This is a genomic window from Streptomyces sp. TE5632 (assembly GCF_054061295.1).
The window spans coordinates 2512792-2539190 of the sequence record NZ_JBSSEA010000003.1 but is presented as its reverse complement, the minus strand read 5'-3'; the positions used below and the strand labels follow the sequence as shown (position 1 = coordinate 2539190).

The 26399-nt window shown below is 70.2% G+C and carries 22 protein-coding genes and 1 tRNA gene; 9 read left to right on the top strand and 14 right to left on the bottom strand.

The features are described 5' to 3' along the window. Positions 1 to 219 precede the first annotated feature (219 nt). The 4 genes from ACVW19_RS16760 (at position 220) to ACVW19_RS16745 (ending at position 7541) form a co-directional block, all read left to right on the top strand. Positions 220 to 1725, top strand: coding sequence for a cytochrome ubiquinol oxidase subunit I (locus tag ACVW19_RS16760; RefSeq protein ID WP_457460174.1), 1506 nt, complete (start codon positions 220 to 222; stop codon positions 1723 to 1725). 18 nt (positions 1726 to 1743) lie between these two features. Then, positions 1744 to 2748, top strand: a complete 1005-nt coding sequence (cydB, locus tag ACVW19_RS16755) for a cytochrome d ubiquinol oxidase subunit II (RefSeq protein WP_457460173.1) — start codon at positions 1744 to 1746, stop codon at positions 2746 to 2748. 12 nt (positions 2749 to 2760) lie between these two features. Then, complete coding sequence (gene cydD / locus ACVW19_RS16750) at positions 2761 to 6303, top strand: thiol reductant ABC exporter subunit CydD (RefSeq protein ID WP_457460172.1); 3543 nt, start codon at positions 2761 to 2763, stop codon at positions 6301 to 6303. 179 nt (positions 6304 to 6482) lie between these two features. Continuing rightward, the gene (locus ACVW19_RS16745; protein WP_457460171.1) at positions 6483 to 7541 is read left to right on the top strand and encodes a peptidoglycan DD-metalloendopeptidase family protein; all 1059 of its coding nucleotides are present in this window, start codon (positions 6483 to 6485) and stop codon (positions 7539 to 7541) included. A gap of 14 nt (positions 7542 to 7555) precedes the next feature. Here ACVW19_RS16745 and ACVW19_RS16740 read toward each other — a convergent pair whose 3' ends face one another. From ACVW19_RS16740 to ACVW19_RS16720, 5 genes are all read right to left on the bottom strand, one after another. Next, positions 7556 to 8464, bottom strand: coding sequence for an HAD family hydrolase (locus ACVW19_RS16740; protein WP_457460170.1), 909 nt, complete (start codon positions 8462 to 8464; stop codon positions 7556 to 7558). Between the two features lie 144 nt (positions 8465 to 8608). Continuing rightward, a complete protein-coding gene (locus tag ACVW19_RS16735) occupies positions 8609 to 9505 on the bottom strand; it encodes an LLM class flavin-dependent oxidoreductase (RefSeq protein WP_457460169.1) in 897 nt (298 codons plus the stop codon). A 10-nt stretch (positions 9506 to 9515) separates the two neighbouring features. Further along, a complete protein-coding gene (locus ACVW19_RS16730; RefSeq protein ID WP_457460168.1) occupies positions 9516 to 10388 on the bottom strand; it encodes a DUF72 domain-containing protein in 873 nt (290 codons plus the stop codon). Positions 10389 to 10723: 335 nt separating this feature from the next. Further along, a complete protein-coding gene (locus tag ACVW19_RS16725; protein WP_457460167.1) occupies positions 10724 to 11194 on the bottom strand; it encodes a hypothetical protein in 471 nt (156 codons plus the stop codon). A gap of 83 nt (positions 11195 to 11277) precedes the next feature. Continuing rightward, entirely contained in the window at positions 11278 to 11826 is a 549-nt protein-coding gene (locus ACVW19_RS16720; protein ID WP_457460166.1) for an RNA 2'-phosphotransferase, read from the bottom strand. Positions 11827 to 12127: 301 nt separating this feature from the next. Here ACVW19_RS16720 and ACVW19_RS16715 point away from each other — a divergent pair, with 301 nt between their 5' ends. The 5 genes from ACVW19_RS16715 to ACVW19_RS16695 all read left to right on the top strand — a co-directional run bounded on the left by ACVW19_RS16715 (position 12128) and on the right by ACVW19_RS16695 (position 16065). After that, entirely contained in the window at positions 12128 to 13123 is a 996-nt protein-coding gene (locus tag ACVW19_RS16715; protein WP_457464640.1) for an ABC transporter ATP-binding protein, read from the top strand. Then, complete coding sequence (locus ACVW19_RS16710; protein WP_457460165.1) at positions 13113 to 14030, top strand: ABC transporter permease; 918 nt, start codon at positions 13113 to 13115, stop codon at positions 14028 to 14030. The genes ACVW19_RS16715 and ACVW19_RS16710 overlap by 11 nt, the downstream gene beginning before the upstream one ends. Further along, complete coding sequence (locus ACVW19_RS16705; RefSeq protein WP_279335041.1) at positions 14027 to 14938, top strand: ABC transporter ATP-binding protein; 912 nt, start codon at positions 14027 to 14029, stop codon at positions 14936 to 14938. The genes ACVW19_RS16710 and ACVW19_RS16705 overlap by 4 nt, the downstream gene beginning before the upstream one ends. 13 nt (positions 14939 to 14951) lie before the next feature. Further along, positions 14952 to 15671 carry an ABC transporter permease subunit gene (locus tag ACVW19_RS16700; protein WP_457460164.1) on the top strand — a complete coding sequence of 240 codons (720 nt, stop codon included), beginning with the start codon at positions 14952 to 14954 and terminating at the stop codon, positions 15669 to 15671. A gap of 304 nt (positions 15672 to 15975) precedes the next feature. Continuing rightward, positions 15976 to 16065 (top strand) — tRNA-OTHER (locus ACVW19_RS16695). A 56-nt stretch (positions 16066 to 16121) separates the two neighbouring features. Here the strand turns inward: ACVW19_RS16695 and ACVW19_RS16690 are convergent. The 9 genes from ACVW19_RS16690 to ACVW19_RS16650 form a co-directional block, all read right to left on the bottom strand. Beyond that, positions 16122 to 16925, bottom strand: coding sequence for an HAD family hydrolase (locus ACVW19_RS16690; protein WP_457460163.1), 804 nt, complete (start codon positions 16923 to 16925; stop codon positions 16122 to 16124). After that, entirely contained in the window at positions 16922 to 18199 is a 1278-nt protein-coding gene (gene serS, locus ACVW19_RS16685) for a serine--tRNA ligase (RefSeq protein ID WP_457460162.1), read from the bottom strand. The genes ACVW19_RS16690 and serS overlap by 4 nt, the downstream gene beginning before the upstream one ends. Before the next feature lie 613 nt (positions 18200 to 18812). Then, complete coding sequence (gene pheA, locus ACVW19_RS16680) at positions 18813 to 19745, bottom strand: prephenate dehydratase (protein WP_457460161.1); 933 nt, start codon at positions 19743 to 19745, stop codon at positions 18813 to 18815. 70 nt (positions 19746 to 19815) lie between these two features. Then, the gene (gene efeB / locus ACVW19_RS16675; protein WP_457460160.1) at positions 19816 to 21108 is read right to left on the bottom strand and encodes an iron uptake transporter deferrochelatase/peroxidase subunit; all 1293 of its coding nucleotides are present in this window, start codon (positions 21106 to 21108) and stop codon (positions 19816 to 19818) included. Positions 21109 to 21114: 6 nt separating this feature from the next. Continuing rightward, positions 21115 to 23232 carry a copper resistance CopC/CopD family protein gene (locus ACVW19_RS16670; protein WP_457460159.1) on the bottom strand — a complete coding sequence of 706 codons (2118 nt, stop codon included), beginning with the start codon at positions 23230 to 23232 and terminating at the stop codon, positions 21115 to 21117. Positions 23233 to 23245: 13 nt separating this feature from the next. Next, a complete protein-coding gene (locus tag ACVW19_RS16665; protein ID WP_457460158.1) occupies positions 23246 to 23704 on the bottom strand; it encodes a copper chaperone PCu(A)C in 459 nt (152 codons plus the stop codon). Then, positions 23701 to 24357 carry an SCO family protein gene (locus tag ACVW19_RS16660; RefSeq protein WP_457460157.1) on the bottom strand — a complete coding sequence of 219 codons (657 nt, stop codon included), beginning with the start codon at positions 24355 to 24357 and terminating at the stop codon, positions 23701 to 23703. The genes ACVW19_RS16665 and ACVW19_RS16660 overlap by 4 nt, the downstream gene beginning before the upstream one ends. Positions 24358 to 24447: 90 nt before the next feature. Then, the gene (locus ACVW19_RS16655) at positions 24448 to 25206 is read right to left on the bottom strand and encodes a YcnI family copper-binding membrane protein (RefSeq protein ID WP_457460156.1); all 759 of its coding nucleotides are present in this window, start codon (positions 25204 to 25206) and stop codon (positions 24448 to 24450) included. 309 nt (positions 25207 to 25515) lie between these two features. Beyond that, positions 25516 to 26343 carry a hypothetical protein gene (locus ACVW19_RS16650; RefSeq protein ID WP_457460155.1) on the bottom strand — a complete coding sequence of 276 codons (828 nt, stop codon included), beginning with the start codon at positions 26341 to 26343 and terminating at the stop codon, positions 25516 to 25518. Positions 26344 to 26399: the final 56 nt, after the last annotated feature.

Below are 26399 nucleotides of genomic sequence, written 5' to 3'. Positions count from 1 at the left end.
GTCGCCTCCATGCCGCCTCCCTGTCGCGTCCTGTCTCCCCAAAGCGATCCCCAAGGGGTTGACGTCACAGGGGGACCCCCCTTCCGGATGCGGGAAGCAGTAGGCCATAATTGCTTGTGAATGTGAACGCGTTCACAAGCGCATCCTGTTTCTTCCGAGATGTGGGGGGCGAACGGGATCAAGCGGCCGCTGTGACACAGCGATGTAAGGAGCGACGACGTGGACCTGGCTCTGGCGCCGGAGACCCTGGCGCGATGGCAGTTCGGCATCACCACCGTCTACCACTTCCTCTTCGTTCCTCTGACGATCTCGCTGGCCGCCCTCACCGCCGGGCTGCAGACCGCCTGGGTGCGCACCGAGAAGGAGAAGTACCTCAGGGCGACGAAGTTCTGGGGCAAACTCTTCCTGATCAACATCGCGATGGGCGTGGTCACCGGCATCGTGCAGGAGTTCCAGTTCGGCATGAACTGGTCCGACTACTCGCGGTTCGTCGGTGACGTCTTCGGCGCCCCGCTCGCCTTCGAGGCCTTGCTCGCCTTCTTCTTCGAGTCCACCTTCATCGGCTTGTGGATCTTCGGCTGGGACAAGCTGCCCAAGAAGATCCACCTGGCCTGCATCTGGATGGTTTCGCTCGGCACCCTGCTGTCCGCCTGGTTCATCCTCGCGGCCAACTCCTGGATGCAGCACCCGGTCGGCTACCGGATCAACGAGGAGAAGGGCCGCGCCGAGCTCACCGACTTCTGGTTGGTGCTCACCCAGAACACCACGCTCAACCAGGTCTTCCACAGCTTCGCGGCGGCCTTCCTGACGGGCGGCGCCTTCATGGTGGGCATCGCGGCCTTCCACCTGATGCGCAAGAAGCACATCCCCGTGATGCGGACGTCGCTCCGGCTCGGCCTGGTCACCATGGCGGTCGGCGGGCTGCTCACCGCGGTCAGCGGGGACACCCTCGGCAAGGTCATGTACGAGCAGCAACCGATGAAGATGGCCGCCGCGGAGGCGCTGTGGGACGGCGAGGGCCCGGCACCGTTCTCCGTGTTCGCGTACGGAGACGTCGACAAGGGACACAACAAGGTCGCGCTGGAGATCCCCGGGCTGCTGTCCTTCCTCGCCCACGGCGACTTCGAGTCGCATGTGCCCGGAATCAACGACACCAATGAGGCCCTGCAGGAGGAGTTCGGGCCCGGTGACTACCGGCCCATCGTCCCCGTCGCCTACTGGAGCTTCCGATGGATGATCGGCTTCGGCATGGCGTCCTTCTCGCTCGCCCTGCTGGGGCTCTGGCTCACGCGGAAGAGGTTCCTGCTGCCGGCCGCCCTGCGCACCGGTGAGGACGAGGTCCCGCATCTGGTGCTGCTGAAGAAGCCGCTTGGGACGCGGCTCACCCGGCTGTACTGGCGCCTGGCGCTCTGGACGATGGCGTTCCCGCTGATCGCCAACGCCTGGGGATGGATCTTCACCGAGATGGGCCGGCAGCCCTGGGTCGTCTACGGCGTGCTGCAGACCCGGCACGCGGTCTCACCCGGGGTGTCCCAGGCCGAGGTCATCACCTCGATGAGTGTCTTCACCCTGCTCTACGCCGCCCTGGCCGTCATCGAGGTCAAGCTGCTCGCCAAGTACGTCAAGGCAGGCCCGCCCGAGCTGACCGAGGCCGACCTCAACCCGCCCACGAAGATCGGCGGCGATCCCCGTGACGCCGACAAGCCGATGGCCTTCTCGTACTAGGCCGAGGGAGCCACAGTCATGGAACTGCACAACGTCTGGTTCGTACTGATCGCCGTCCTGTGGATCGGCTACTTCTTCCTGGAGGGCTTCGACTTCGGGATCGGGATCCTCACCCGGCTGCTCGCCCGTGACCGTACCGAGAAGCGGGTGCTGATCAACACCATCGGGCCCGTCTGGGACGGCAACGAGGTGTGGCTGCTCACGGCCGGCGGCGCAACCTTCGCCGCCTTCCCCGAGTGGTACGCCACACTATTCTCCGGTTTCTACCTGCCGCTGCTGGTCATCCTGATCTGCCTGATCGTCCGGGGTGTCGCCTTCGAGTACCGGGCGAAGCGGCCGGAGGAGCACTGGCAGCGCAACTGGGAGACGGCGATCTTCTGGACCTCGCTCATTCCCGCGTTCCTGTGGGGCGTGGCGTTCGGAAACATCGTGCGCGGAGTGAAGATCGACTCCGAGTTCGAGTACGTGGGCAGCGTTTTGGATCTGCTCAACCCGTATGCCCTGCTGGGCGGCCTGGTCACGCTGACGCTCTTCACCTTCCACGGTGCGGTGTTCGCGTCGCTCAAGACCGTCGGTGAGATCCGGGGCCGGGCTCGGCAGCTGGCGCAGCGCGTGGGGCTGGTCACGGCCGTACTGGCACTGGTCTTCCTGCTGTGGACGCAGGCCGACGGTGGTGACGGCGCGAGTCTGGTCGCGCTGGTGGTCACGGTCGCCGCACTGGTCGGCGCCCTGGTGGCGAACCGGGCGGGGCGCGAGGGATGGTCGTTCACCCTGTCCGGCGTCACCATCGTGGCCGCCGTGGCGATGCTCTTCCTGACGCTCTTCCCGAACGTCATGCCGTCCACGCTGAACGCGGACTGGAGCCTCACCGTCACCAACGCCTCCTCCGGCCCCTACACCCTGAAGATCATGACCTGGCTCGCGGTGATCGCCACGCCGTTCGTCATGCTCTACCAGGGCTGGACGTACTGGGTCTTCCGCAAGCGGATCGGCACCCAGCACATCGCCGATCCCGTGCACTGAGGTGTGTTTCACGTGAAACCAATCGACCCGCGACTGCTCCGTTACGCCCGTGCCACGCGACTCTTCCTGGTGGCGGTCGTCACCCTGGGCGCCGTCGGCGCGGGGCTGGTGATCGCTCAGGCCATGCTCATTGCCGAGGTGGTGGTGGGCGCCTTCCAACACGGCCTGGACCTGGCCGAACTCGGCACTCCCGTGATGCTCCTGGCCTGTGTCGCGGTCGGCCGCGCCCTGGTCGGCTGGCTCACCGAGCTGGCCGCACACCGGGCGAGCGCGGCGGTCAAGTCGGAGCTGCGGGGCCGACTGCTGGAGCGGGCCACGGCGCTCGGCCCGGGATGGCTGACCGGGCAGCGGACCGGTTCGCTGGTGGCCCTGGCGACCCGCGGGGTGGACGCCCTCGACGGTTACTTCTCGCGCTATCTGCCCCAGCTGGGGCTCGCTGTGGTCGTTCCGGTGGCGGTGCTGGCGCGGATCGTCACCGAGGACTGGGTCTCGGCGGCGATCATCGTCGTCACACTGCCGCTCATCCCGGTCTTCATGACGCTGATCGGCTGGGTCACCCAGTCCCGGATGGACCGGCAGTGGGAGCTGCTGTCCCGGCTGTCCGGTCACTTCCTGGACGTCGTCGCCGGGCTGCCCACGCTGAAGGTGTTCGGGCGGGCCAAGGCACAGGCGGAGTCGATCCGACGGATCACCGCCGAATACCGCCGGGCGACCATGCGGACCCTGCGGATCGCCTTCATCTCCTCCTTCGCGCTGGAACTTCTCGCCACCCTCTCGGTGGCGCTGGTCGCCGTGACGACCGGCATGCGGCTCGTGTACGGCGAGATGGACCTGTACACCGGCCTGGTCATCCTGATCCTCGCGCCCGAGGCGTATCTGCCGCTGCGCCAGGTCGGTACGCAGTACCACGCCGCGGCGGAGGGGCTGGCCGCCGCCGAGGAGATCTTCTCGGTCCTGGAAACACCCGTGCCGACGCCGGGGACCGGTGCGGTGCCGTCGGATGCCCTGTCCTTCGAGAGCGTGACCGTCCGCTATCCCGGACGGTCGGCGGACGCGTTGTCGAACGTGTCCTTCTCCGTCGAGCCAGGGGAGACGGTCGCGCTCGTCGGGCCGAGCGGGGCCGGCAAGTCGACGTTGCTGAACGTGTTGCTGGGCTTCGTGCGGCCGACCGAGGGACGGGTGCGGATCGGGGGAGCCGATCTCGCCGGTGTCGATCCGGCGCAGTGGCACAGCCGGGTGGCCTGGGTGCCGCAGCGACCGCACCTGTACGCCGGGACGATCGCCGAGAACGTACGTCTGGCCCGGCCCGACGCGGATGACGACGCCGTTCGCCGCGCCCTGCGGGACGCGGGCGCCCTGGAATTCGTGGACGCGCTGCCCGAGGGCGCCGACACCGCGCTGGGGGAGGACGGGGCGGGACTGTCCGCAGGACAGCGGCAACGGCTCGCGCTGGCCCGCGCCTTCCTCGCGGACCGGCCCGTGCTGCTGCTCGACGAGCCGACGGCCGCGCTGGACGGGGCCACCGAGGCCGAGGTAGTGGCAGCGGTACGGCGGCTGGCGGCCGGTCGGACCGTGCTGCTGGTGGCACACCGGCCGGCCCTGCTGGCGTTGGCGGACCGCGTGGTGCGCGTGACGGAACCCGCTCCCGGTGACCGTGCACGGCCCGGGCCGGCGGACCACGTCGGCGTCGACCGGGAGCCTCCGCTCGCCGAACGCGCCCCCGGTGCCGCTCCCGCCTCCGCCGAAGGTTCGGCGCGGTCCGGACCGGAGGGTGCCCCGGCAGAGGCTGCCGCGGAGACCGGCGCGCGCGGAGTGCTGGCCCGCGTCCGCGCGCTGTCCGGTGCCCGACGAGGGCGGCTCACATTCGCGCTGGTGCTCGGCAGCATCGCGCTGGGCAGCGCCGTGGGCCTCATGGCGACGTCCGGATACCTCATCTCCCGGGCCTCGCAGCAGCCGCCCGTGCTCTATCTGATGATCGCCGTGACGGCGACGCGGGCCTTCGGCATCGCACGGGCCGTGTTCCGGTACGCCGAGCGACTCGTGTCGCACGACGCGGTGCTGAGGATGCTGGCCGACACCAGGGTCGCCGTGTACCGACGGCTGGAGCGGCTGGCACCTGCCGGACTGCGAGGGGCACGCCGGGGCGATCTGCTCTCCCGGTTGGTCGCCGACGTGGACGAACTGCAGGACTACTGGCTGCGCTGGCTGCTTCCGGCGGGTGCGGCGGTGGTGGTCTCGGCTCTGTCCGTCGGCTTCACGGCCTGGCTGCTCCCCGAGGCCGGAGCCGTGCTCGCGGCCGGACTGCTCGCGGCGGGAGCCGGTGTACCGGCGATCACGGGCGCCGTGGCCCGACGGGCGGAGCGTCGACTGGCGCCCGCCCGCGGAGTGCTCGCGACCCGCGTCACCGACCTGCTCACCGGAACCGCGGAGCTGACGGTCGCGGGCGCCCTGCCCACGCGGACCGCAGAGACACGACGGGCCGACGGAGTGCTCACCCGGATCGTCTCGCGCGCGGCCACCGCCACCGCCCTCGGAGACGGACTCACCGCACTGATCTCGGGTCTGACCGTCACGGCCGCGGCTCTCGTCGGCGTGCAGGCGGTGGCCGCCGGCCGGCTGGACGGCGTGGCGCTGGCCGTTGTCGTCCTCACCCCGCTGGCGGCCTTCGAGGCCGTACTCGGACTGCCGCTCGCCATGCAGCACCGTCAGCGAGTGAGCAAGAGCGCCGAGCGCGTGTACGAGGTCCTGGACGCTCCGGTGCCCGTAAAGGAGCCAGAACGGCCTCGGCAGGCGCCCGCGTCGCCGTTCCCGCTCGTGGTCAGGGGGCTTGAGGCCCGGCACGCCGGGCAGGAACGGGACGCGCTCGCCGGGCTGGACCTGATGTTGGAGCAGGGCCGCAGGATCGCGGTGGTCGGCCCGTCCGGCTCCGGCAAGACGACGCTCGCACAGGTGCTGTTGCGGTTCCTGGACCCGGGGGCGGGCTCGTACACACTGGCCGGTGTGGACGCGTACGCCCTGGACGGCGACGACGTGCGGCGGCTGGTCGGACTGTGTGCGCAGGACGCCCACCTCTTCGACAGCTCGGTGCGCGAGAATCTGCTGCTCGCGAAGCGGGACGCCACCGAGGGCGAACTGCGCGACGCGCTCGCCCGTGCCAGGCTGCTGGAGTGGGCCGACAGCCTGCCCGACGGCCTGGACACCTTCGTCGGCGAGCACGGGGCACGGCTCTCCGGGGGCCAGCGGCAACGCCTGGCGCTGGCCAGGGCGTTGCTCGCGGACTTCCCCGTGCTGGTGCTGGACGAGCCCGCGGAGCACCTCGACCTGCCGACCGCGGACGCGCTCACCGCCGATCTGCTGGCCGCCACCGAGGGCCGCACGACACTGCTCATCACCCACCGGCTGGCCGGACTGGCGGCGGTGGACGAGGTGATCGTGCTGGATGAGGGACGCGTGGTGCAGCGCGGAGCATACGAGGAACTGGCAGCTGTGGCCGGGCCGTTGCGGCGGATGCTGCGGCGGGAAGCCGAGTCGGACCGGCTGGCGGTGGTGAACTGACAGGGACGCGGAGTCCGGGACGCCACAAGCGTGACCACGGGGGACACGCGTGACAGCGCGTCAACCCCGACCGGATGGGCCCCTTTTCGGCGGTATCACTGGTCCATCCGGGTCGCACGCTCCCCCAGGCGTACGACATGAACAGGACCGGGTGCCCGAGCGGCGCAAGGATCGCTGTCATGCGCCTCACCCGCCGTCATCCGTTGCTCGTCGCCGTGCCGCTGTGCGCGCTCGCCGTGCTCGCCGCCCGGCCCACCGACGGTGACGTGCCCCAGGCCCCCGGCCACGGCCTGGAATCCGGCATCAGCACACAGGTGGTGCGGCTTTACGAGGAAGCGGCCGCGGCGACCCTGAAGTACGAGGCGGGCAGGCGCGAGGCCGACCGGCAGCGGGCCGAGGCACAGCGGCTGGAGAAGCTGCTCGACCGGGAGCGGGAGGAGTCCGCTGTCCTGCGCGAGGCTCTGGGCCGGATCGCGCGGTCCCAGTACCGCACCGGTGGTGGGGTGCCGCTGACCGCGCACATCCTCCTCGCGGACGACCCAGAGGAGATGATGCGAGGTCAGCGAGCCCTGTGGAAGGCACATGTGGCCCTCGACCACGCGATCGAGAAGAACGCGCGGGTCGAGGCACGGGTCGCCCGTGACGAGGCGAAGGCGGCGGGGGCGTGGAAAGCGCTGGAAAAGCGGAACAAGGAACTCGCCGACCTGAAGAACGGCATCGAGCAGAAACTCGAGACGGCGCGGTGGCAGCTGCAGGGGCAGGCGGACGCCTCGGTCACGGCCGGCTCCTGCCGAGGTGCGGTGCGGCTCGACCAGCCGGAGTTCCGGTTCACCGATTCCTGGGTGTCACCGGTGGAGACCTATGTGCTGTCCGCGTCCTACGGGAGTGGCGGCACACTCTGGGCGAACCGGCACACCGGGCAGGACTTCGCGGTGCCGATCGGCACGCCGGTGCGGTCCGTGGGCGCGGGCAGGGTGGTGAAGGTGTCCTGCGGAGGGGCCTTCGGTATCGAGATCGTGGTCCAGCACACGGGCGGCTACTACACGCAGTACGCCCACCTGGCCGCCGTCGCCGTCGACCAGGGTGACCGTGTCTCGCCCGGGCAGTGGATCGGCCAGTCCGGGACCAGCGGCAACTCCACCGGACCGCATCTGCATTTCGAGGTGCGGGTCACGCCGGAGATGGGCTCGGCGGTGGACCCGGTGTCGTGGCTCGCACAACGAGGCCTGACTCTCTGAGCGAGCCCCGGTGCTCAGGAATGTTCCGCAAGCAGCTGTTCGATCACCACGGCCACGCCGTCCTCGTTGTTGGCGACCGTCTGTCCCGAGGCGGCGGCGAGGACGTCCGGGTGGGCATTGCTCATCGCATAGGAACGACCCGCCCAGGTGAGCATCTCGATGTCGTTGGGCATGTCCCCGAACGCCACGACCTGCTCGTGCGAGATTCCGCGCTCGGCGCAGCACAGGGCGAGTGTGCTCGCCTTGGACACGTCGGGACCGCTGATCTCCAGCAGGGCGCTCGGGCTGGAGCGGGTGACATTTGCACGGGTGCCGACGGCCAGCCGTGCCAGGGTGAGGAAGGCGTCGGGGTCGAGTTCGGGATGGTGGGCGAGGATCTTGAGCACCGGTTCGCCGCCGGCGGGGGCGTCCGGAGCCAGCAGCTCCTCGGCCGGGGCCAGGAGGTCCGGGACCTCCATGTGCAGCTTCGGGTACGCCGGCTCCTGGTTGAAGCCGTAGGTCTGCTCGACGGCGTACACGGTGCCCGGTACGGCGTCGCGCAGCAGCCGCACCGCGTCCAGCGCGTTCTGCCGGGCGAGCTCCCGCACCTTCACGAAACGGTGGGCGCCGGGACCGCTGTGCAGGTCGACGACGGCGGCTCCGTTGCCGCAGATGGCGAGCCCGTGGCCGTGGACATGTTCGCTGACGACGTCCATCCAGCGGGCCGGGCGGCCGGTGACGAAGAAAACCTCGATGCCCGCCTCCTCGGCGGCGGCCAGTGCGGCGACCGTGCGGGGGGACACCGATTTGTCGTCGCGCAGCAGGGTGCCGTCGAGGTCGGTGGCGATGAGCCGCGGTGGGGTGACGGGGCTGTCTTCCTGCTCGAGCGAGGTCGAGAACTGGGGAGAGCCCGGGGTCGCGGGCTGTCGGATCGCTGAGGTCACCCGGTCATTGTCCCGTATGCGCCCGCACGACCGTGCGGCACTCCGCACATGTGAGTGGTTACCGCTCTTCGACGTTCCCCGGAGCCCTCGATGAAGCGGTTGCCGTGGGGGCACGGGCATCGTCCCGCCCGGTCGGGCTCCTGCTCAGGACAGCTGCGCCGGCGCCTCCATGGCGATCCGCTCGAAGATCTTCCGGTCCGCCGCGAAGTCCGAGTCCGGGATGGGCCAGTGGAGCACGATCTCGGTGAATCCCAGCTCCGTGTGGCGGCCCGCGAAGTCGACGAACGCGTCCAGGGACTCCAGCGGACGGCCCCGGTCCGGGGTGAATCCCGTGAGCAGGATCTTGTCCAGTTCGGCCACGTCCCGCCCGCGCTCGGCGCAGGCGTCGGCCAGCTTCTCCACCTGACCGCGAATGGCGTGAACCGACTGTTCGGGCGTGCCGTTCTCGTACAGCTTCGGGTCACCCGTGGTCACCCACGCCTGCCCGTGCCGTGCGGCGAGCCGCAGCCCGCGCGGTCCGGTGGCGGCCACGGCGAACGGCAACCGGGGCCGCTGCACACAACCCGGGATGCCGCGGGCCTCGTGCGCCGCGTAGAAGTCGCCCTGGTACGACACGGACTCCTCGGTGAGCAGCCGGTCGAGCAGTGGAACGAACTCCGCGAAGCGGTCGGCCCGCTCGCGCGGTGTCCACGGCTCCTGGCCGAGCGCGGTGGCGTCGAAACCGGTTCCGCCCGCGCCGATACCGAGGGTGACGCGCCCGCCGGAGATGTCGTCGAGGGAGATCAGCTCCTTGGCGAGGGTCACCGGGTGCCGGAAGTTCGGCGAGGTGACGAGCGTGCCGAGCCGGAGCCGTTCGGTGGCCGCCGCAGCGGCGGTGAGCGTGGGGACCGCGCCGAACCAGGGGCCGTCCCGGAAGGTCCGCCAGGACAGGTGGTCGTAGGTGTAGGCGGCGTGGAAGCCCAGCTCCTCGGCACGCCGCCACTTGTCGCGGCCCCCCTCGTGCCAGCGGTCGATCGGCAGGATCACAGTACTCAGTCGCATGGGGACGACCCTACGAGAGACCGAGCAGGTGTCGCATCGACTGCGCGGCACGGACTGCGGCGTCACCGCAGCAGTTGTTGAACAGGACGTGGACCTCCCGAGCCTGCTCGGCCATCTCACGGACGCGCGGTGTCCACTCGGAGAGTTCTTCGGGCGTGTACGAGTGGCGGAACCTCTCTTCCTTGGTTCCGGTCCCCCACGCGCTGTTGCGACCGTGGAAGCGCACCAGGGCGAGTTCCGGGGTGGTGACCCGTACGACCGGTGGTACGGAAGTGGGAAGCGTCTGCACCATGTCCACGGCCACGGCGGCCGTGTCCAGCTCCGTCAGCAGGGCGGTCGTCGCATCGACCTGTTCCTCGCGCCACCAGCCGGGGTGTCGGAACTCCACGGCCATCGGCCATCCCGCAGCACGCTCACGGCACCGGCGCAGGAATTCCACCGCCGGCCTTCCCGGTACGAGCCGGTGCGGGAACTGGAAAACCAGCGTCCCCAGACGGCCGGACGCGCGCAGTGGTTCGAGGGCCGCGCTGTACCGATCCCACACGTCGTCGAGCAGCCCGGGATCGATGCCCGCCCGCCCCCGCTGCTGTGCGAGAGCCGGCCGCAGTTCGGCGGGCAGTGCTTCGGGCCGTGTCGGATGTCCGGTGAGCAGGGAGAACGCCTTCACGTCGAACCGAAAGCCCTCAGGGGTGCGGTCGGTCCACAGAAGGCTGTTACGGGCGCTGGGCAGCCCGTAATAGGCGGAGTCCACCTCTGCCACCCGGAACTGTGTGGCGTAGTGCCGCAGTCTGCCCTCCGCGTCGCGGTGGCCCGCCGGATACCAGCCGCTGGACACCAGAGCCTTGTCCGTCCACGAGCAGGTTCCGACCCGGATCTCTCCCATCCCGCCCGTCTTCCCCGGACGCGGTGACGGATTCGTCCGGCACGTGGGGCCCGTTGCGGGCCGCAGCGGGCCCCGGCGGTCCGTGACGGGCTCCGGCGGTTCCGCCGGAGCTGCCGGCTGGCGGGCCTTGCCGTTCCTCCAGGGCGTGGGCGAGTCCGTCGGCGTCCACGCTCGTTACGACACCTGACCTCGCCCCGCGCCATGCCCCACGCAGGGATTTCCTTGGGGTCGAACCAGCGGTGACACGGAAGGGACACGGCGCTCAGACACAGACTCATGCCTACGAGACCGGAGCCTGCCCGGCTCTGAGCACCCTGGTGTTTCACGTGAAACGATCAGCGCGAAACGATCACTGCACGCGCGCTCAGCCAGGGTGTGAGAACGGTCCTCGGGATGAAGTCCTTGTGCGTCCGGTCCCCGGGCAGCGGCACCATCAGAAAGTGACCCGGCGGGAAGCGCCGCCCTCTGACGTGGGCGAGGCCGCCGAAGACGGAGCGGAGGAAGGCCGGGGCCTCGTCGCGGGGGATGTCGGGGCACTCCACGCCCTCCACGTCGATCAGCGCGTCGTCCTCGGGACAGAGCCGCACACTGACCCCGGGCAGGCCGCCTAACTCGACGTAGGCCTCATGAGGGAGGAAGCCGTCCGGGTCGGTGGTGACTCCCACGCCCGCCGCGGTGCGGCGTGACGTCTGGTCGGCGCCTATGTCATGGGTGACCTCGATCTCGCGCTCGTACCTCTCGGCGAGCGTCCGAAGGGCGGTGACGGCGGCCTCGGTGGTGGGCAGATGGTCCATACCGCTGATCATGCGGCGTGGCCGGCCGTCGGGAGAGCACGGCAGCGCCGCCCATGCGGAACTCGCGGTGGCGGGGGGCCGGGGGAACCGCCGTTTCAGTGGCTTTCGGAGAACCGCAGATACCGAGCGGGCACGGCGGCGGTCAGCCATACGCCGTTCGCGCTCACCCGGAAGACGTGGCCGTCGCGGTGCATGGCCGCCGAGTCCACGGAGAGGACCACCGGGCGGCCCCTGCGGGCGCCGACGCGGGCCGCCGTCGCACGGTCGGCGGAGAGGTGCACGTCGTGCCGGTCCATGGGCAGAAGACCCTCGGCGCGGATGGCGGCCAGGTGGCGGCCGACGGTGCCGTGGAAGAGGTAAGGCGGTGGGACGACCGACGGCAGTCCCAGGTCGACCTCGACGCTGTGACCCTGGCTGGCGCGGATCCGGGTGCCCTCGATCGCGAAGCGCTGTTTGTCGTTGGCGGCGACCACGTGTTCCAGTTCTGCCCGGGTGAACCGGAAACCGTGTGCGGTCGCCGCAGCGATCAGCGCGTCGATCTCGACCCAGCCGGCCTCGTCGAGGGCGAGCCCGATCTCCTCGGGCGTATGGCGCAGATGCCTGGCGAGGTACTTCGACACCTTCACGGTGCGTCTTTCATCCACCCAGCCAGTCTGCCGGGAGAGATGCGCATCACGCGATCAATTTTGCCCAGGATGTTTGATCCACAGTCAAGTGTGGTTATCCACAGCGGAATTGGGTTTCCCTGTGGATAACCGCTTCGGAGTTGCACCAGCCGGTTCAGAAGGGCGGCCTCACCCGGGCGGCCCGGCGCACTGCCCGTGTCCCGCACCACTCCCCGGCGGAGGGCCCCCTACGGGCCCGTACGACTCCAGGGGGACTCGAAGACGGCTCTCCGGTCTGACGACTCACGTGGCGCGGGCCACTAACGTCGGGGACGTGACTGTGATCGCGACCGAAAGCCTGAGCAAGCGGTTCCCCAGGGTGACCGCGCTTGACCGGCTCTCCATGGATGTCGGGCCCGGTGTGACCGGACTCGTCGGAGCCAACGGAGCCGGCAAGTCCACACTGATCAAGATCCTTCTGGGTCTGTCCCCCGCCACGGAGGGCCGCGCCGAAGTGCTCGGCCTCGACGTCGCGACCAAGGGCGCCGCCATCCGCGAGCGGGTGGGCTACATGCCGGAGCACGACTGCCTGCCGCCGGACGTCTCGGCCACCGAGTTCGTCGTCCACATGGCCCGCATGTCCGGCCTGCCGCCCACCGCCGCGCGGGAGCGCACCGCGGACACCCTGCGCCATGTCGGCCTGTACGAGGAGCGCTACCGCCCCATGGGCGGCTACTCCACCGGCATGAAGCAGCGTGTGAAGCTCGCACAGGCCCTGGTGCACGACCCGGAACTGGTCTTCCTGGACGAACCGACCAACGGTCTCGACCCCGTCGGACGCGACGAGATGCTCGGCCTGATCCGCCGGATCCACACCGACTTCGGCATCTCGGTCCTGGTCACCTCCCACCTGCTGGGTGAACTCGAGCGCACCTGCGACCACGTGGTCGTCGTCGACGGCGGCAAGCTGCTGCGCTCCAGCTCCACCACGGACTTCACCCAGATCACGACGACCCTCGCGATCGAGGTCACCGACACCGACGAGCACCCGGACGGCACCCGCGCGGTGCGTGAGGCGCTCCACGCGCGCGGAGTGACCGTCCAGGACGGCAGCGGACTGCCGGGCGCCGGCCACATCCTCCTGCTCACGGCGCAGGGCGAGGAGACCTACGACCTGGTGCGGGACGTGATCGCCGACCTCGGGCTCGGCCTGGTGCGTATGGAACAGCGCCGCCACCACATCTCCGAGGTCTTCAAGAACGACACCGACACCGTGGCCGGCCCCGACACCGGCAACGGCACGCAGCGGAAGGAGGCGGTCGGCCATGGCGGTTGAGCAGCCCCTGGGGACACCCGCACCGGCATCGGGTGACCAGACCCGCATCCACAACATCGGTTACCGCTCCTACGACGGCCCCCGCCTCGGCCGCTCCTACGCCAGGCTCTCCCTGTTCTCGCAGTCCCTGCGCGGCTCCTACGGCCTCGGCCGCTCGGTGAAGTCCAAGGTGCTGCCGATGCTGCTGTTCGTGGTCATGTGCGTGCCCGCCGCCATCATGGTCGCCGTCGCGGTCGCCACCAAGGCGAAGGAACTGCCCGTCGACTACACGCGCTACGCGATCATCATGCAGGCCGTCATCAGCCTGTACGTCGCCTCGCAGGCGCCCCAGTCCGTCTCGCGCGACCTGCGCTTCAAGACCGTGCCGCTGTACTTCTCGCGGCCCATCGAGACCGCCGACTACGTGCGCGCCAAGTTCGCGGCCCTGTCCACCGCCCTGTTCATCCTCACCGCCGCTCCCCTGCTGGTGCTCTATGTGGGCGCGCTGCTGGCCGAACTCGACTTCGCCGACCAGACCAAGGGGTTCGCACAGGGACTCGTCTCCGTGGCACTGCTCTCGCTGCTCTTCGGCGGTATCGGTCTGGTCATCGCCGCGGTCACCCCGCGCCGCGGCTTCGGCATCGCCGCCGTGATCGCCGTCCTGACCATTTCCTACGGGGCGGTCTCCACCCTCCAGGCGATCGCCGAGTTCCAGGGCAGTTCCGGGGCGATCGCCTGGATCGGGCTGTTCTCACCGGTCACTCTCATCGACGGGGTGCAGTCCGCTTTCCTCGGCGCGAGCTCCACCTTCCCGGGCGGAGTGGGACCGACGAACGGCGAGGGCGTGGTGTACGTCCTCTTCACCCTCGGCCTGATCGCGGCCTGCTACGGCCTCCTGACGCGCCGCTACCGGAAGGTGGGCCTGTGACCACGCTCTCCATCGACCATGTCTCCCGCTGGTTCGGCAACGTGGTCGCCGTCAACGACATCACCATGACCGTCGGTCCCGGCGTCACCGGCCTGCTCGGCCCCAACGGCGCCGGAAAGTCCACCCTCATCAACATGATGGCCGGCTTCCTCGCCCCCTCCACCGGCACCGTCACCCTCGACGGACAGGCGGTGTGGCGCAACGAGAAGATCTACCGGCACATCGGCATCGTCCCCGAGCGCGAGGCGATGTACGACTTCCTCACCGGCCGCGAGTTCGTCCTCGCCAACGCCGAACTGCACGGACTGGGCGCCAAGGAGGCCCAGCGGGCACTGGCGACGGTCGAGATGGAGTACGCGCAGGACCGCAAGATCGCCACGTACTCCAAGGGCATGCGGCAGCGCGTGAAGATGGCCTCCGCGCTGGTCCACGAGCCGTCCCTGCTCCTGCTGGACGAGCCGTTCAACGGAATGGACCCGCGCCAGCGCATGCAGCTGATGGACCTGCTGCGGCGTATGGGCGACGAGGGCCGCACCGTGCTGTTCTCCTCCCACATCCTCGAGGAGGTCGAGCAGCTCGCCTGGCACATCGAGGTCGTCGTCGCCGGCCGGCACGCGGCCAGCGGTGACTTCCGCAAGATCCGCCGGCTGATGACGGACCGCCCGCACCGTTACCTGGTGCGCTCCAGTGACGACCGCGCCCTCGCGGCCGCGCTGATCGCGGACCCGTCCACGTCCGGCATCGAGGTCGACCACGGCGAGGGCGTGCTACGGATCCAGGCCGTCGACTTCGGCCGCTTCACGTCCCTGCTGCCCAGGGTCGCGAAGGAACACGGCATCCGCCTGCTCACGGTCTCGCCGTCCGACGAGTCCCTCGAGTCCGTCTTCTCGTATCTCGTCGCGGCGTAGGAGGCCGAACACCATGTACGACCCCACAGTCGCCCGGCTCACCTACCGGGCCCTGCTCGGCCGTCGCCGGGCCCTCATCCTGGGCGCCCTGCCGCTGCTGCTGATCGCGATCTCCCTGGCGGTGCGCGTCCTCGCCGGTGCCGACGACCAGACCGCCGCCGACATCCTCGGCGGGCTGGCGCTCGCCACGATGGTGCCGATCATCGGTGTCATCGCGGGTACCGGTGCGATCGGTCCCGAGATCGACGACGGCTCGGTGGTCTACCTGCTGTCCAAGCCGGTCAAGCGGCCCACGATCATCTACACCAAGCTGATCGTGGCGATCGCCGTGACGATGGTCTTCTCGGCGGTGCCCACCCTGGTCGCGGGCTTCATCCTGAACGGCAACGGCCAGCAGATCGCCGTCGCCTACACGGTGGCCGCGCTGGTCGCCTCCATCGCGTACGCGGCGCTCTTCCTGCTGCTCGGCACGGTCTCCCGGCACGCGGTGGTGTTCGGTCTGGTCTACGCGCTGGTCTGGGAGGCCCTGTTCGGTTCCCTGGTGCCCGGTGCCCGCACGCTGAGCGTCCAGCAGTGGTCGCTGGCGGTGGCCCAGAAGGTCGCCGGCGGTGACCTGGTCACCTCGGACGTCGGCCTGACGACCGCGACGATCCTGCTGGTCGTCGTCACCGTGCTGGCCACCTGGTACGCCGGTCAGAAGCTGCGCACGCTCACGCTCGCAGGCGAGGAGTGAGGGTTTTCGACAGAGCGGCGGGCGGCGGCCGGGCAGGCGCCGCCCGCCGCGTTCGAATTCGGTGGCGCCGGACTCTCCCGGAGGGCAGAGTGGTGGTGGCCGCATCGCCGGGAAGGTCCGGCGCCGTCTGCTGGGAGAGGAGCGGGGCGATGTCCATGCACGGCAGTACGTCCGGCTCCCGTCAGGGCAGCCCACGGCGGATTCCGGAGTAGTCCCTACCGCTCCGTCGAGTCCGTCCCGCACGGGGACCTGCCCGGGGCGGCCGCTTCGAGCACGCGCACATCGTCGCGTGGGCCGCCCACCCGGAGGATTGGCCGAGTGGTAAGGCACTGGCTTGGTTCAAGCCATGGTCGGGCCTGGAAAGCCCGCGCACGTTCGATCCGTGCATCCTCCGCCGAACGCCGAACGCCGAACGCCGAACGCCGAACGCCGAACGCCGAACGCCGGGCCTCAGTTCAGCAACCGCTCCACCACCACCGCGATTCCGTCCTCCTCGTTGGAGGACGTCACCTCGTCGGCCACCGCCCGCAGATCCTGGTGGGCGTTGGCCATGGCGACGCCCTGCGTGGCCCAGGCGAACATCGGGATGTCGTTCGGCATGTCGCCGAACGCGATCGTCCCCGTGGCCTTCACCCCCAGCCGACGAGCGGCCAGGGACAGCCCGGTGGCCTTGGACAGGCCGAGAGGGAGCAGTTCGACGATGCCCTCGCCCGCCATGGTGACGGTGACGAAGCCGCCCGCGGTGCGGGTGGCCGCATCGACGAGTTCGTCGTCGGTGAGGGTCGGGTGCTGGATGTACACCTTGTTCAGCGGCGCCGCCCACAGGTCCGACGCGTCCGTGAACGGAATCGCGGGCAGCGGGCTCTGCACTTCGTAGCCGGGGCCCACCAGCACCTCGCCGTCCAGCCCGGCTCGGCTCCCGGCCAGGTGCAGCGGGCCGACCTCCGCCTCGATCTTGGCCAGCGCCACGGCGGCCAACTGCCGGTCCAGCGTCACCGAGGTGAGCAGCCGGTGCGCTCCCGCGTCGTACACCTGGGCACCCTGGCCGCAGACGGCGAGCCCCTGGTAGCCGAGGTCGTCGAGGATGGGCCGGGTCCAGGGGACCGCGCGCCCGGTGACGACGATGTGGGCGGCGCCCGCCGCGGTGGCCGCGGCGAGCGCGTCACGGGTGCGGCGGGAGACCGAGTGGTCGTCCCGCAGCAGCGTGCCGTCGAGGTCTGTGGCGATGAGCTGATAGGGGAACGGCGTACTCACTTGGCGACCGGCTCCAGGAGTTCCCGACCACCCAGGTACGGACGCAGCACCTCGGGCACCCGCACCGAGCCGTCCGCCTGCTGGTGGTTCTCCAGGATCGCCACGATGGTGCGCGGCACGGCGCACAGGGTGCCGTTGAGCGTGGCCAGCGGACGCACCGTCTTGCCGTCACGCACCCGGATCTGGAGCCGGCGGGACTGGTACTCGGTGCAGTCCGAGGTCGAGGTCAGCTCGCGGTACTTGCCCTGCGTCGGGATCCACGCCTCGCAGTCGTACTTCCGCGAGGCCGAGGAGCCCAGGTCGCCCGAGGCGACGTCGATCACACGGAACGGCAGCTCCAGCGACGTCAGCCACTGCTTCTCCCACTCCAACAGTCGCTGGTGCTCCGCCTGCGACTCCTCGGGAGTGACGTAGGAGAACATCTCGACCTTGTCGAACTGGTGCACGCGGAAGATGCCGCGGGTGTCCTTGCCGTGCGAGCCGGCCTCGCGGCGGAAGCAGGGCGAGAAGCCCGCGTAGCGCAGCGGCAGCCGGTCGGCGTCGATGATCTCGTCCATGTGGTACGCGGCGAGCGGTACCTCGGACGTGCCGACCAGGTAGAGGTCGTCCTTCTCGAGGTGGTAGACGTCCTGGGCCGCCTGACCGAGGAAGCCGGTGCCCGCCATGGACTGGGGACGGACCAGGGCCGGGGTCAGCATCGGTGTGAAGCCGGCCGCGGTGGCCTGGGCGATCGCGGCGTTCACCAGCGCCAGCTCGAGCAGGGCGCCGACGCCGGTCAGGAAGTAGAAGCGCGAGCCGGAGACCTTGGCGCCGCGCTCGACGTCGATGGCGCCGAGGAGCTGACCGAGCTCCAGGTGGTCCTTGGGCTCGAAGCCCTCGGCGCTGAAGTCGCGGGCGGTGCCGTGCGTCTCCAGCGTGACGAAGTCCTCCTCACCGCCGACGGGGACGTCGGGGTGGACGAGATTGCTCAGCCGGCCCAGGAGCTCCTGGGTCTCGGCCGCTGCCGCGTCCCGCTCGGCGTCGGCCGCCTTGACGTCGGCGGCGAGTGTGCCGGCCTTCTTCAGCAGCTCGGCCTTCTCGTCGCCGGTCGCCTTGGGGATGAGCTTGCCGAGCGCCTTCTGCTCGGCGCGCAGCTCGTCGAAGCGGACGCCGGACGACCTCCGCCGTTCGTCGGCGGACAGGAGGGAGTCGACGAGCGCGACGTCCTCTCCACGGGCGCGCTGCGAAGCGCGCACACGGTCGGGGTCCTCACGGAGCAGGCGAAGGTCAATCACGCGGTCAAGGCTACCGGTGCGCGGTGACAGCCCACGACTCACTATTCCGAGGGGATCGATGACATTCCGTTATGGGGGGTGTGCGCAATATGTCCCCGAACTCGATGTGGTCGACGGGGGCGACGGGATGATCGACGGGCGGCCGCCGGAAGGTGCCCCGGGTGGTCAATGCGAGGGGGTTGATCCCCGGAAAGAGTCCGTCGCACAGGAGGCCCGTTGACTGGAATTCCTTGCGGGAAACGGGACCTGAGGCCTGGTTGTCCACAGGCGCCCACAGCCTTTCGAAAGTTATCCACAGGGTGTGAGGAAAATCTGTGGACATCGGAATCGATCACTCCGAAACGCGTGACCGGAGGGGGGATTCCCGGTGCGAACTCCCCTTACCTCCACTTTCGAGGAGGGATGGGTCGCCTCAAAGGGTTGCCGAAAGGGAAAGAGTGGACGAAGGGCGATCCATGGGTGTGTGAATGCAATCATGGACACTGGGGAGATTTGTCGACCGAACGGGGCAATGCTGTCGACTTGTCCCCAGGTCGAGAAGCGGACCTGTGGATAACTTCTGTGGATAACGAAAATCAGCAGGTAGGACCGGCCCCACCCTGGCTGGGGCCCCTCAGAACCGGCCGTCCTGGCATCGCGCCACCCAGTCCGCCGCGGACACGAACTCGGCGTCCGATGTCCCGGGCAGCGGATCCCGTACCTCCGTCGGCTGCACATCCGCACGCGGGTACGAACCGAGGAAGCGCACCTGAAGACAGATCCGCTTGAGTCCCGTCAACGTCTCGGCCACCCTGCGGTCCGAGATATGACCCTCGGCGTCGATGCAGAAACAGTAATTGCCGATACCGGCACCGGTGGGCCGGGACTGGAGCAGCATCAGGTTGACGCCCCGTGTGGCGAACTCGCCCAGCAGATCGCGCAGGCCGCCGGGGTGGTCGTCGCGCTGCCACAGCACGATGGAGGTCTTGTCCGCACCAGTGCGTGCGGCGGGCCGGGCCGGGCGTCCGACCAGCACGAAGCGGGTCTGGGCGTTCTCCGCGTCATGGATTCCGGTCTCCAGGGCCTCCAGCCCGTACCGGGCCGCCGCGAACTCGCCGGCGAAAGCCGCGTCGTACCGGCCCTCCTGCACCAGACGGGCCCCGTCCGCGTTGGAGGCGGCCGATTCCCAGGCGGCGTCCGGGAGGTGCTGCTTCAGCCAGTTGCGCACCTGCGGCTGGGCGGCAGGGTGGGCGGTGACCGTCTTGATGTCCGACAGCTTGGTGCCGGGGCGGACGAGCAGCGCGAAGGTGATCGACAGCAGCACCTCGCGGTAGATCATCAGCGGGGTGCCCGCGACCAGTTCGTCGAGGGTGGTGGTGATGCCGCCCTCGACGGAGTTCTCGATGGGGACGAACGCGGCCTCGGCCTCACCGGCGCGTACCGCGTCGAGCGCGGACTGCACGGACACATACGGGATCAGCTCCCGGGTGGCCGCCTCCGGAAGGGTGCGCAGGGCCACCTCGGTGAAGGTGCCCTCGGGGCCGAGATACGCATAGCTCGCTGGCATGGCCTCACCCTAATGGGCCCACGCCGACCGCACCTTCGTCTGTGCTTCCAGGAGTGGCACGAGGCGACTTTCACCCCTCCAGCAACCGCTGTCCCACATACTCACCCTCCGCCGCGCCGCCCGGCACCGCGAACAGTCCGCTCGCCTCGTGCCGGAGGTACGGCGTCAGCGCGTCCCCCCGGTCCAGCTTGCGCTGTACCGGTACGAAGCCTCGCAGCGGGTCGGCCTGCCAGCAGATGAACAGCAGACCCGCGTCGGGCACGCCGTCCGCGTCCATGCCGTCGTGGTACGAGAGCGGGCGCCGGAGCATTGCCGCGCCGCCGTTCTGGTCGGGGCGGGTGATCCGGGCGTGGGCGTTGATGGGGACCACCAGATTGCCTCCGGAGTCCGTCTTCTCCAGGTCCATCTCGGACGTCTCGGTGCCTCCGGACAACGGTGCCCCGTCGGACTTGCGGCGCCCGATGACGGCCTCCTGCTCCTTGACCGCGAGTTTCTCCCAGTCGTCGAGAAGCATGCGGATGCGCCGTACGACGGCGTAGGAGCCGTTCGCCATCCATGCGGGCTCGCCGTTCTCCGGTACGAAGATCCGCTGGTCGAAGTCCGGGTCGGCCGGCTTCGGATTGCGGGTGCCGTCGACCTGGCCCATCAGGTTGCGGGCGGTCATGGGCCGGGCGGTGGCACCCGGTGTGCGGTTGAAGCCGTTCATCTGCCAGCGGACCCGGGCCGCCGAACCGGCGTCCTTCTGCACGGCGCGCAGTGCGTGGAAGGCGACGAGGGCGTCATGGGCGCCGATCTGCACCCACAGGTCGCCGTTGCTGCGTGCCTTGTCCAGGTGGTCGGAGGAGAAGTCGGGCAGCGGGTCCAGGGCCACCGGACGCTGTTTCTCCATACCGGTGCGTTCGAAGAAGCTGTGGCCGAAGCCGAAGGTGACGGTCAGCGAGGAAGGACCGGCGTCGCGGGCCACATCGGTGTCGCCGTCGGCACTCGGCTCGCCCGCCATCAGCCGCCGGGCCGTCTCCGACCAGCGGCGCAGCAGGGCAGCGGCCTCCTTGCGCCCGGCGCCCGGCGCCAGGTCGAAGGCGACGAGATGGCCGCGGGCCGGGAGCCCCTGGGTGATGCCGGGCTGATGTTTCCCGTGAAACATCGCCTTGCCCTCGCCCACCGAGGCCAGTGGAGTCGCCCCGGAGGGCGCGGCGGCGTAGCCCACGGCGCTGCCCGCCGTGCCGAGCACGAGCCCGGTGGCCCCGGCGGTGCCGAGCAGACGGCGGCGGGAGACGCCCTTCCGGTCGGCCGGTACGGAGACTCCTTCCCGGGGTTCCGGCGCCGCGGGGATGCGGGCCTCCGGAGTGGACTGGTCAGTCATGGTGGTTCAGCCGATCTGCGCGTTCTTGGAGACGGTCACCTGGTCGATGTCGGAGGTCCGCACGGTCACCTCGACCGTCCAGTCGCCCGCCATGGGGATCTGCACGCCACTCGCCGACCAGTGCCCGGCGGCGACGCGGTCGGGCACGACGGGCAGCGGCCCGATGTCCTTGGCGGAGAGGGTGAAGGCGACCTTCAGTTCGGGGACGTCGAGGGTCTCGCCGTCGGTTCGCTCCACATAGATGTGCATGTCGTTGCCGCCCACGCGCGCGGGGTTCAGGTCGATCGTGACGACGCCCTCGCCCTCCTTGCCGCCGGTGTCGAACGGCATGTTCAGGGTCACCGCGCCGGTGCCCTGGGCGGACGAGGACGAGGGCGACGACGGGGCGGAGGACGAGGAGGCCGCCCTGGCCTCCTGCTCCGTACGCCCCGGCTCGGTCTGCGTCAGCACGGTGGTGATCGCGAGCAGGACGACGGCGACACCGGCCTCGGCGAGCACCGAGCGACGCAGCCCGAAGCGGTTCGGGTCGGCGTCCCGCAGCCGCTTCTGCCGGGCGGTCTCCACGGCTGCCCGCTGCCGGGCGAGCTGAGCGGCCCGCGCGGAGTCCTCACCGGCCTTCGCCCCGGTGCCGGACGCTTCCGCCGTCCGGACCTCGGCCAGTCCCGTGCCGACCGCGGCCGTCGCCCGTTCCACGTCGGTGTCGGTGTCGGTGTCGGTGTCGGTGTCGGTGTCGGTGTGGGCCGTGACTTCGGTCCCGGCCTTCTCCGTCCCGGTCCCGGCTTCCCGGGCACCGGCCGTCTCAGTACCGGTCTTCCCGGCGTCGGTCTTCGCAGTGGACACGGCAGCCACGGGTTCCGTCTCGGCCGTCTCCCGGCGGACTGCCGGCCCGCCAGTCCCGACGAGTCGTGCCGTCCACCGCCGTGAGAAGTACGCCAGCCCGACCATGACCACCGCGAGCGCGATCTTGGCGAGCAGCAACTGCCCGTACCGGGTGTCGGTCAACGCCGACCAGGAACCGAGCTGCCGCCAGCTCTGGTAGATCCCGGTGACGACCAGGGCGACCACGCTGCCGAACGCGAGCCGCGAGAACCGCTGGACGGCGGCCGCGTCGACGGCGGTCTCGGCGGGTGCCCGGTAGAGCGCGACGAGCAGGGCGGTGAGTCCGCCGAGCCAAGCGGCGACGGCCAGCAGATGGACGATGTCGACCGGCATCGCGATGCCGGGCTGGAGTCCCTGGGAGGCGTGCTCGGACATGGCCCAGCTGGCGGCGAGCCCGGCCGCCACGACCGTCCCCCCGACCGCGAGCCCGAAGGTCAGGTCCCGCTTCTCCGTGTCGTCCCGCTGGTCCTGGGCGGCCCCGAAGAGCACCGCGATGAACAGCGCCGCCGCGGCGAGCAGCAGCAGCCGCGACACCAGTGCCGCGCCGGTCTTGGTCTGCAGCACCTCCCCGAGCAGCGACATGTCGAAGATGTCGCCGACCTTGCCGGAGCGCGTGTAGGAGCCGCGCAGGAGCAGCAGCGCGAGGGTGGCCGCGGTGAGGGTGAGCCACCCGGAGACGACCAGTCGCTGCACAGCCCGTACACCGGCGCCGGGCCGCCAGCAGGCCAGCACGAACGCGGCCCCACCGGTCATGACCACGAACCCGGCGTACGACATGTACCGCCCGAAGCCGTACAGCCAGCCCACCAGCCCGTCGTCGGACGCCTGGGTGGAGGCCTGGACGGAGGTCTCGGAGGGGGCGCCGATGGAGAAGGTGAAGGCGCCGGCGACGGGATGGCTGTCCGCGGACACCACCTGGTAGGTGACGGTGTAGGTGCCGTCGGGCAGTCCGCTGAGCAGTTGCACGGTGTACGTCGTGCCGCTCGGGTTGGCGGGGTCGCCCTTGTCGGCCCGCTTGCCCTTGGGGTCGAGCACGCGCAGGGAGTCGTCGCTCACCGCGATCGGTTCGGAGAAGGTGAGCGAGACCTGGGTGGGGGCCTTGTCGACCACCGTCCCCTGCCGGGGATCGCTGCCGGTCAGCGCGGCGTGCGCGGACGCGGGAGCGGCCCCGGCGAGGAGCGCGCCGGTGACGGCCAGCAACAGCAGCAGCAGAATCCGGACGCGGGGGGCGATGGTCTGGGTCACGGGGGTGTCTCCCTCAGTGTCCGTGCTTCGGGGTGTAGGTGGCCGACTTCACCGGTATCTCGACCGTGACGGGGTCGGAATGGGCGAAACGCAGCTCGACGGAGACCTTCTGACCCTGCTTCGGCTTCCGCTTCAGCTGTTCGAACATCAGGTGGTTGCCGCCGCTCTCGAGCACGAGGCTGCCGCGGGCCGGGATGTCGAGTCCGTCGACCTCCCGCATGGACCCTTCGACGGTCTCGTGCACGGTGACGCGGTCGGCGATGTCACTGCTGACCGAGGTCAGCCGGTCGTCCGCACCGCCCTTGTTGCTGATGACGAGGAAGCCGGCCGCCAGGTCCGACACCGGCTGCGGGATGTACGCGGAGCCGACGGACAGTTCGGCCGTGTCGCTGCCGGAGTCCGAGCCGCCGCAGCCGGCCAGGGTCAGTGCCCCGGCGACGGCCACCGCGGCGAGCGCGAGACGACGCCTCACGGGCTCTCACCCTCGATGATGCGGGGGAGGTCCTTGGTGTAGTCCTCGACGGTGGCGTCCTCGCCGTACAGGAGGTAGCCGCCGTCGGTCTTCGGGGAGAAGGCGATGACCTGGGTGCCGTGGTCGGAGACGACCTGGCCCTTGTCGTCCTTGCGCGGTGCGTTGATCGAGATGCCGAGGGTGCGGGCGCCGGCCTGGATCGTGTCGAAGTCGCCGGTCAGGCCGACGACCTGGTCGTCGATGCCCTTGAGCCACTTGCCGAGTGCGGCGGAGGTGTCCCGCTCGGGGTCGGTGGTGACGAACACGATCCGCAGCTCGTCCTGCTGGTCCTGGGGCAGCTGCTTCTTGGCCACCGCGAGGTTGTTCATGGTCAGCGGGCAGACGTCGGGGCAGTGCGTGTAGCCGAAGTAGATCAGCGTGGGCTTGCCGGCGGTCTCCTCGCGGAAGTCGTACTCCTTGCCCTGTGTGTCGGTGAGGACGAGGTCCGGCTTCTCGAACGGCTTGTCGAGGACCGTGGCCGCCTTCTCCGTGCCGGCCTCCTCGGAGACCACGGCGACGGGCTTGCCGCCGTCGCCGTCGCCGCTGCCGCAGGCGGAGAGAGTCAGGGTGGCGGCGGCGAGCAGGGCGGCCGCCGTGAAGGTCTTCTTGCGCATGATGGTTTCCAGGATGTGAGTTCTCCGGCGCGCACCGGGGCTCCACGGGGCCGTGGGTGACCCCGGTGCGCGCCGTCCAGCGGGGAGGGGTCAGGCGGAGGTGCGCCGACGCCCGGCGAGCACGCCGTAGGCGACGCCTGCGGCGCCGACGACGATGCCGACGATGCCCAGGACGCGGGCGGTGGTGTCGGTGCCGGCGGAGTCGGCGGCCGCGGTGGTTTCCGCGGCTGCCTTCTCGGTGTCCCCGGCGGACTTGGCGTCCCCGGCGGACTTCGTGTCGTCGTCCGACGCACCGTGCGAGTGGCCGTCGGCGGAGGCCTCGGACAGGGCGAGGACGGGAGCCGGGTAGTCGGGCTCGTCCTTGCCCTCCTGAGGCACCTCGATCCAGCGGACGACCTCCTTGTTGGAGTACGTCTGCAGCGCCTTGAAGACCAGTTCGTCGGCGTCCTCCGGCAGGGTGCCGACGGACACCGGGAACTTCTGGAAGAAGCCCGGCTCGATGCCGTCGTCGTCGGCGGTCCAGGTGACCTTGGTGACGGCCTCGTCGATCTTCTTGCCGTGCATCTCCAGCGGCTTGTCCAGCTTGGACTTGGTGACCTTGACGTCCCAGCCGTCGACCGGCTGCGGCATCACGGAGGCCAGCGGGTGGTCGGTCGGGAAGGTCACCTCGAGCTTGGTCGTCGACGCGTTGTCACGCTCGTTGGGGACCTTGAAGTTCACCACCGCGTAACCGCCCTTGGCGGCCTCGCCCTCGGGCTGCACGCTGACGTGCGCGAAGGCGGGGGCGGACAGGGTGAGGACGGCGACACCGGCGACGGCGCCGGCGGCGGCGATACGGGAAGCCTTCATGGCAGAAGCACTCCGCTTCAGTTGGGTTTCGCTGACGGTGAGGGATACGCGTACGGGCGAGCACCTGTGCAGGTGAGCACCTGTGGCGGTGAGCACCTGTGCCGGTGACGGCTCTGTCGTCAGGCCGCCGGTCGTGGACCGTGGGGCCGTGACGCCTGGGTCACCGACCGCTGTCCGCGACGGTTCGGTCGCCGACGGCTCGTCGTACGCGGGAAATCGCGGGGAAACGGACGCACACGCGCGTGCCGCACGCCGGCGCCCCTCTCCTCCTCCGGTTGTCCGGCGGTGGCGGAGTGTGGCCCGGTCGCGTCAGGCGGCGAGGGCGAGTGCGGTACCGGCCGGCGGGCCTCGGCGGATCACCGTGTGCTGGAGTGCGGCGGTACGGGGTACGGGCGGCGCGGGCGGTGCGGTGCGCACCGGACACGGGGCGACCTGCGGAGTCCCCGGGAAACCCGCGCGCAGGGCGAGCACCAGAGTGAGCGCCGCGCGCAGCGACCGTACGAGGGCACCTTCGGCGACGCCGTGTGCCGACAGTTCGGCCAGCCGCAGCAACGCCAGGTCACCGCGGCGCAGCAGCCAGCCCGTGGCGAGCGCCACGAGGACGTGCGCGAGCAGCATCGGCAGGGTCGGCAGCAGGGCCGGCACCGAGGAGTCCACCGCGGCCGAGGACAGCGTGTCCCCCTGGGCGTGCGCCTGGGTGCCGCCGGTCGAGCCGGGGTGGACCCGCGCGTCGATGAGGATGCGCTGCGCCTGCGCGGGACTGATGGCCGCCGCGGTGGTGCCGCACACCAGTCGTGCGGCCTGCTCGATCAGCGAGGCGTCGGAAAGGGCGGCCGCCGCGTCCGCGGGGGCCGCCGCGCCGTGCTGGCCGATGCCGAACACGATGTGCAGTACGGCCTGACCGGCCGCCAGCATGGCCGCGATCCCCGGCAGTGAACGGACGCGTCCGGCGAGTGGCGCCGCGACCGCGACCGTCCCGAGGAATCCTGCGCCCAGCGTCCACAGGGGAACGGCGGCGTGGGAGGCGAGCGTGTGACCTGCCCCGGCCAGCACGACACAGACCGCGGCGAACACCGCGGCCCGCAGGGTCCGGAGCCCGTGTCCGGAGCGCGTCGTGCGCAGGTGGGGGGCAGTCATGGCGGGCTCATCATCGCACTGGCCCCGCCGCCGCCGTACGGCAGGTCCGCAAGATG

Coding starts and splice junctions, on each gene's coding strand:
- cydB (WP_457460173.1), top strand. CDS start 1,744: ATGGAACTGCACAACGTCTGGTTCGTACTGATCGCCGTCCTGTGGATC.
- ACVW19_RS16745 (WP_457460171.1), top strand. CDS start 6,483: ATGCGCCTCACCCGCCGTCATCCGTTGCTCGTCGCCGTGCCGCTGTGC.
- ACVW19_RS16735 (WP_457460169.1), bottom strand. CDS start 9,505: ATGCGACTGAGTACTGTGATCCTGCCGATCGACCGCTGGCACGAGGGG.
- ACVW19_RS16730 (WP_457460168.1), bottom strand. CDS start 10,388: ATGGGAGAGATCCGGGTCGGAACCTGCTCGTGGACGGACAAGGCTCTG.
- ACVW19_RS16725 (WP_457460167.1), bottom strand. CDS start 11,194: ATGATCAGCGGTATGGACCATCTGCCCACCACCGAGGCCGCCGTCACC.
- ACVW19_RS16710 (WP_457460165.1), top strand. CDS start 13,113: ATGGCGGTTGAGCAGCCCCTGGGGACACCCGCACCGGCATCGGGTGAC.
- ACVW19_RS16700 (WP_457460164.1), top strand. CDS start 14,952: ATGTACGACCCCACAGTCGCCCGGCTCACCTACCGGGCCCTGCTCGGC.
- pheA (WP_457460161.1), bottom strand. CDS start 19,745: ATGCCAGCGAGCTATGCGTATCTCGGCCCCGAGGGCACCTTCACCGAG.
- efeB (WP_457460160.1), bottom strand. CDS start 21,108: ATGACTGACCAGTCCACTCCGGAGGCCCGCATCCCCGCGGCGCCGGAA.
- ACVW19_RS16660 (WP_457460157.1), bottom strand. CDS start 24,357: ATGCGCAAGAAGACCTTCACGGCGGCCGCCCTGCTCGCCGCCGCCACC.
- ACVW19_RS16655 (WP_457460156.1), bottom strand. CDS start 25,206: ATGAAGGCTTCCCGTATCGCCGCCGCCGGCGCCGTCGCCGGTGTCGCC.
- ACVW19_RS16650 (WP_457460155.1), bottom strand. CDS start 26,343: ATGACTGCCCCCCACCTGCGCACGACGCGCTCCGGACACGGGCTCCGG.